The organism is Mycobacterium sp. TH-M116, assembly GCF_057473685.1.
Genome location: NZ_JBYCLC010000350.1, coordinates 1 through 5,807, shown reverse-complemented (window position 1 = coordinate 5,807; position 5,807 = coordinate 1). Strand labels below are relative to the sequence as shown.

The following is a 5,807-nucleotide window of genomic DNA, read 5'->3' as shown; positions in this document are numbered from 1 at the left end:
CCAGCGAGCCCGCCGGCGGCGGGCGTTGGTGTGTGGCGCTGTCCGGTGGCCCGGACTCGCTGGCGCTCACCGCCATCGCCGCGCAGCTGCGGCCCACTACCGCGCTGATCGTGGACCACGGCCTGCAGCCCGGCTCGGCAGACGTCGCGCAAACCGCCCGCAAACAAGCGCTCGCATTGGGATGTGTTGATGCACAGGTTCTTTGCGTCCAGGTTCGCGCGCCGTTCGGCCCCCAGGGCGGTCTCGAGGCGGCCGCGCGTGCCGCACGCTACGCGGCGCTGGGCGCCCACCGCGACGGTCCGGTGCTGCTGGGTCACACGCTCGACGACCAGGCCGAGACGGTGTTGTTGGGGCTGGGCCGCGGCTCCGGGGGGCGTTCGCTGGCCGGGATGCGCCCGCACGACCCGCCGTGGTGCCGGCCGCTGCTGGGGGTGCGCCGCAGCCTTACCCACGCCGCGTGCCGCGAGCTGGATCTGTCGGCCTGGCAGGATCCGCACAACGCCGACCGCCGTTTCACCCGGACCCGGCTGCGCCTGGACGTGCTGCCGCTGCTCGAGGACGCGCTGGGCGGCGGGGTGGCCGAGGCGCTGGCCCGCACCGCGACGGCGCTGCGGGAGGACACTGAGTTGATCGACTCGCTCGCCGCGCAGGCGATGCCCGAGGTGCGCACAGGCGCGGACCTCGACGCCCGTGCGTTGGCCGGGTTGCCCGCCCCGGTCCGGCGGCGGGTGATCCGCGGCTGGCTGCTGGACGGCGGGGCGATCGGTCTGCGCGACAAGCAGATTCGAGGCATCGACACCCTGGTCACCGGGTGGCGTGGGCAGGGTGGGGTGGCGGTCGGGTCGTCTCTGCGCGGTGAACGGCTGATCGCGGGGCGGCGCGGCGCTGTCCTGGCCATGTGGCGCGAGCCGGTGCACCAGCCGTTCCGGTGACCGCAATATCTGAGCCGCCGTTGGTTATTCGCGCTCCGGCATGGCACGCTGTGGTCGTGGCGCAGACCTCTTCGGCGATCACCCCGGCCCAGCCAACGGAGCTCTACCCCGGGGATATCACGTCGGTGCTGCTCACCGCGGAGCAGATTCAGGCCCGGGTGGCCGACCTCGGCGAGGAAATCGGCACGCACTACCGCGAGCTGGTCGCCGAGGCCGGGCAGGACCTGCTGCTGATCACCGTGCTCAAGGGTGCTGTGATGTTCGTCACCGACCTGGCGCGCGCCATCCCGGTTCCGACGCAGTTCGAGTTCATGGCGGTCAGCTCCTACGGGTCTTCGACATCGTCGTCGGGTGTGGTGCGGATCCTGAAGGATCTGGACCGCGACATCCAGGGCCGGGACGTGCTGATCGTCGAGGATGTCGTCGACTCCGGCCTCACGCTGTCCTGGTTGCTGCGCAATCTGAGCAGCCGGCATCCGCGGTCGCTGCGGGTGTGCACGCTGCTACGCAAGCCCGATGCGCGGGGCGCCAACGTCGCGATCGCCTATGTCGGCTTCGACATCCCCAACGACTTCGTCGTGGGCTACGGCCTGGATTACGACGAGCGCTACCGCGACCTGTCGTACATCGGCATGCTGGACCCTCGGGTCTACCAGCAGTAGCCCGGCCTCAGTCCAGCTCCCACATCGCGGTCACCGAGAGGCTCACCGTCTGCTGGCCGGGTTCCAGCGGAACGGCGGCCGGCGCGGCCTTCTGGGCGCCGGGCGCGGCCCTCGGCGGGGCGCTGCCCGTCGCTTCGCAGACGGTGGTGCTGATGTCCTTGCGCTCGATCCCGGCTCCGGCGAGCGCGCCGGGGACCGCCTGCTGGCGGTCGTTGGTCTGATCCATGCCGCGGTGACGTCGGGTGCGGTGAACTCGATGCCGACCTGGACGGTCAACATGTCCGGGACGCCCTGGACGTGCCCCGAACCGACGACGGTCACCTGGCGGGCGCGCGCCCCGGTTGGGATGGCTGGTGGGAGTCGCACGCCGACACCGTGGCGATGGCCGCGCCCGCAGCGGGGGCCACGACCAAGCGGCGGACGAGGCCCGGAATGCCGCGTTGCGACATACGGTGCACCCCAGCGCCACGAGCCCTCCGATTATCGCCAGCAAAGCATAAAGTCCAATCTGGCAATCACATCGAAGTTCATGTAAAACTCTAATCATATTTGCCTGCAAGTAGTTTCATGCCATAGCCATAGAATGCGGCATATGCCTACAGCTAAATGAACAATTGCCGGCTTCTCGGTGAACTTGACCCGCTGGGGCTGTGCCGGCGCGACGGCACGCGCCTACTATGTCCGAAGCGTTTCGCCAGTGGGCGCTGGTCATCGAAATACGTTGAATGGGAACCACTTTGAGGAGTAAACATGCCAACTACGGTCGTAAGTAAAGACATACTGGCGGCGACCGCCGAGAACCTGCACAACCTCAACGCTGCGCTGCAGGCCGGCACCGTGGCGGCGGCCGTGCCGACCACAGGCGTCATTCCGGCCGCCGCCGACGTGGTGTCGTTTCTCACCGCCGCGCAGTTCGCCTCCCACGCAACGTTTTTCCAGGAGATCAATGCACACGCTGCGGTGGCTCGGGAGCAGTTGGCAACCATGCTGGCCGTCAGTAGCGGTTCCTATGCGGCCACCGAAGACGCCAACACCGCTCTGGTCGGCTAGGCGAGGTCGGACATGCTGGACTTCGCGCAGTTGCCGCCGGAGATCAACTCCGCGCTGATATATTCCGGTCCCGGCTCGGGGCCGATGCTGGCCGCCGCGGCGGCCTGGCAGGGGCTGGCCACCGAGTTGCACACCAGCGCGTTCTCCTACGGCTCGCTGATCACCGGGCTGGTCGACGGGCCGTGGCAGGGCCCGGCAGCGACCTCCATGGCGGCCGCGGCCGCACCCCAGGTGGCGTGGCTGACAGGCACGGGCGAGCGGGCCGAACAGGCCGCGGCACAGGCCGTGGCGGCGGCAACGGCCTATGAGGCGGCCGTCGCCGCGACGGTGCCGCCGGCGGAGATCGCCGCCAACCGGGCCCTGCTGTTGGCGTTGCTGGCGAGCAACTTCCTCGGCCAGAACACTGCGGCGATTGCGGCAACCGAGGCGCGGTACGCCGAGATGTGGGCCCAGGACGCGGCCGCGATGTACTGCTACGCGGGCTCGTCGGCGGCGGCCTCGCAGCTGGCGCCCTTCACGGTGGCGGCGAGCGCGGTCGATCCGGCGGGCCTGGCCGGTCAGGCCACCGCGGTCGCTCAGGCGCTGAACGGGGTCGTCGACGCGCAGGCGGCGGCGCAGATTCCCAGGGCGCTGTCCGGACTCGCGGGCATCACCAACGAACCACCCTGGCTCAGCGACCCCGCGGCTGCGCTCGGCCTGACCGGGCACCTGTGGAACGCGAACGGTGATGGGATCATCGTCGGCGGACTGATGGGCGACGTGGTCCAGGGTTTGACCGGATCTGCTGAGGTGGACGGCGGAATCTTCATGGACACGTTCAACAAGTGGGTGAGCCCGGCGCGGCTCGTCGTCACCCAGTTCAAGGATTACATGGGTATGGCGCACGACCTGCCGAAGTTCGCCCAGGAGGGAGTCAAGGCGGTGGCTGAGGCCGCCAAGGAAGTGCCCGCCGCACTTCCGGCCGCGGGTCTGGGCGGCGTTGCGGGAGCTGTCGGTAAGGCGGCCTCGGTCAGCGGCCTGTCGGTCCCGAGTTCCTGGGCCGGTGCCGCACCGGCCGCGACGCCTGTCACGGCGGCCCTCAATGGTTTGGGGGTCGCCGCGGGGGCTGGGCCCGCCGCCCAGGCGGTCGGCGGACTGCCGCTGATGGGCAGCGGCGCCGGGCGCGGCCTGTCCGCGCATTTCCTGGCTCCCCGATACGGATTCAAGCCGACGGTCATGCCCCAACCCCCGGCCGGCGGGTGATCGGGCGCAAGCGGGCCCCGTTCGTCAGACGGGCGGAGCGTCCGGCAAGGACGCCGGGGCCGCTCGTCGGGTGTTCAGTCGGACAGGAGTGCTTCGGGCTCGCGCGGATCAATCATTCGGGCGCGCAGGGGGTGCCAGCTGCGCGCCGGTCCCAGTTGAAAGTCTGTCACGCAGTGTTGGCGGGCCGGACGATTGTCGATCTCCGGCTTGCGGGATTCTTCGAGATGACACCGTGCTCTACTGGAGGTGCGATGCTTCGGTTACGCTTGCGCGACGCAGTGATTCGGGAGTCGCGGAGCGGCGCCTCGCCCTGGTTCGCTTGGCATTTGCCAAAACCCACCTCCGGCCGGTGACGTCCGACAAGCGCCACCGACACTGCGTGGCCGGTGAATCGGGAGGCAAGTCAACGTGCGTCACGCCTGGCGCGACGTCCTGTCGATCGCGTCCGTCAGAGCAGAGCTTCCAACCTGATTGGTGTGTCACGATCTCGGGTATCCGAGGCGGGAGATAAAGATTTGTCGTACGCCCCGACGGGAGCGTGACAGTCGCCCAGGGGCGCCCTGGGGAGAATGCGTCGGGAGTTCGTTTGTCACGTAAGCAAACTGGGCCCATGTGGTGATGGTCGCCCGGTGCTACGCTGGGAGTCGGAGAAAAATATGCATTGCTGCGAAAACTTTGGCGAAGGAGAGGCATGACTGCAGAAATGTCGCGAGTCTACCTTGCGCGTCACGGCCGCACCGCGTTCAATGCCGAAGGCCGGCTGCGCGGATTGAGCGATCCACCGCTGGATGAAGTAGGTCTTGCTGAGGTAGAGCGGCTGGCCAAGGTGCTCGCAACCAAGGGGACCACGGCGGTGGTGTCCAGCCCGCTGCAGCGGGCGGTGGCTACTGCAGAGGCCATAGCCAAAGCAGCCGGAGTCGCGGTGAACATCGACATGCGACTGAACGACCGTGACTACGGGCCGATGACGGGGAAACCGCGTGCGGAAGTGGAAAAACAATATGGGAGCGTAGATTCCGCACCAGGAGTGGAACCGCGTTCCGCCTTGGCCGAACGCGCGAAGCGGGCGTTTTTCGAAATCGTCGCCGAACGCGCGCCCGGTCCCATCGTCATGGTTTCCCATGACGCGTTCAACCAGACCTTGTTAGAGCAATTGGATCCGTCGCTCGGTCGGGTCCGGCAGCGCACGGCATGCTGGAATCAGCTGAGTCTGGTGGATGGAACATGGCGAGTCGACGCCTACGACCAGACAGCTGAGTGACGTTCGGTTCGATCAGCGTGGTGGCTCATCGCGGCACCGGCCGACTGGAGTCGCGATGAATTCAACAGGTCGGTATCGGGGAGGGCGGAGAAGATCGCCCCCATCTGCAAACCACCCGTCATGGCGTCCCCGCAGCCCCGACGTGACCCGCGCGCTGACCGTGCCCGAACGCCACATCAGAACCTCAAGCCCCGTGTCCTTTCTGATCTTGTTCGGCAAGTGGACGTCGGAAGACGAGGACGGGACACGAGGCGTGTTGGACGCAGTGCTGGCTGACCGAACCCAGCAGCATTCCGGCGAATGCGCCCCGGCCCCGGCTGCCTACGACAAGCAGGTCTGCTGATCGCGAGGCCTCGGTGAGAACGTCCGCTGGTTGTCCCTTGACCACGCGAAGATTCACCGGAACCGACGGTGGTTCGCCCAAGACGTCGGCGACTACTTTCTCCAACGTCTTACGCGCATCCGCGGTCGCGTCGTCGTCGGTGTAGTCCACATAAAATCCGTAGGAGGACGGCGTTTGCCACGTGATCACGGCCTGCACCTCACCGGCACTGAGGCGGGCTTGGTTGGCTGCCCAACGCAGCGCGTCCGCACTGGCTTCCGAGCCGTCTATCCCGACCACGATAACTGGGTGCGCTTCGGTCATCTCTGGGCTCCGGT

The 5,807-nt window shown here is 67.8% G+C and carries 6 protein-coding genes and 1 pseudogene; 5 read left to right on the top strand and 2 right to left on the bottom strand.

Going from position 1 to position 5,807, the window contains the following annotated elements; genetic code table 11:
• Both tilS and hpt read left to right on the top strand, forming a co-directional pair.
• Positions 1–932, top strand: a 932-nt coding sequence (gene tilS, locus AC2VOK_RS17995; RefSeq protein WP_428901681.1) for a tRNA lysidine(34) synthetase TilS, incomplete at its 5' end; no start/stop codon positions are given.
• 50 nt (positions 933–982) lie between these two features.
• Positions 983–1,594 carry a hypoxanthine phosphoribosyltransferase gene (hpt, locus tag AC2VOK_RS17990; RefSeq protein WP_428901680.1) on the top strand — a complete coding sequence of 204 codons (612 nt, stop codon included), beginning with the start codon at positions 983–985 and terminating at the stop codon, positions 1,592–1,594.
• Positions 1,595–1,601: 7 nt separating this feature from the next.
• Here the strand turns inward: hpt and AC2VOK_RS17985 are convergent.
• Positions 1,602–2,043 (bottom strand): annotated as a pseudogene (locus AC2VOK_RS17985) (SIMPL domain-containing protein).
• Positions 2,044–2,344: 301 nt separating this feature from the next.
• On the opposite strand from AC2VOK_RS17985, the gene AC2VOK_RS17980 reads away from it, so the two are divergent.
• From AC2VOK_RS17980 to AC2VOK_RS17970, 3 genes are all read left to right on the top strand, one after another.
• A complete protein-coding gene (locus tag AC2VOK_RS17980; RefSeq protein WP_428901679.1) occupies positions 2,345–2,644 on the top strand; it encodes a PE family protein in 300 nt (99 codons plus the stop codon).
• A gap of 12 nt (positions 2,645–2,656) precedes the next feature.
• A complete protein-coding gene (locus AC2VOK_RS17975) occupies positions 2,657–3,886 on the top strand; it encodes a PPE family protein (protein ID WP_428901678.1) in 1,230 nt (409 codons plus the stop codon).
• A gap of 691 nt (positions 3,887–4,577) precedes the next feature.
• The gene (locus tag AC2VOK_RS17970) at positions 4,578–5,147 is read left to right on the top strand and encodes a histidine phosphatase family protein (RefSeq protein ID WP_428901677.1); all 570 of its coding nucleotides are present in this window, start codon (positions 4,578–4,580) and stop codon (positions 5,145–5,147) included.
• Between the two features lie 184 nt (positions 5,148–5,331).
• Here the strand turns inward: AC2VOK_RS17970 and AC2VOK_RS17965 are convergent.
• On the bottom strand, positions 5,332–5,807 hold a 476-nt coding region (locus tag AC2VOK_RS17965; RefSeq protein WP_428901676.1), incomplete at its 5' end, for a universal stress protein.

What these genes read in the sequence shown, in the direction of transcription:
- AC2VOK_RS17970 (WP_428901677.1), top strand. Translation starts at nt 4,578, where the DNA reads ATGACTGCAGAAATGTCGCGAGTCTACCTTGCGCGTCACGGCCGCACC.
- AC2VOK_RS17975 (WP_428901678.1), top strand. Translation starts at nt 2,657, where the DNA reads ATGCTGGACTTCGCGCAGTTGCCGCCGGAGATCAACTCCGCGCTGATA.
- AC2VOK_RS17980 (WP_428901679.1), top strand. Translation starts at nt 2,345, where the DNA reads ATGCCAACTACGGTCGTAAGTAAAGACATACTGGCGGCGACCGCCGAG.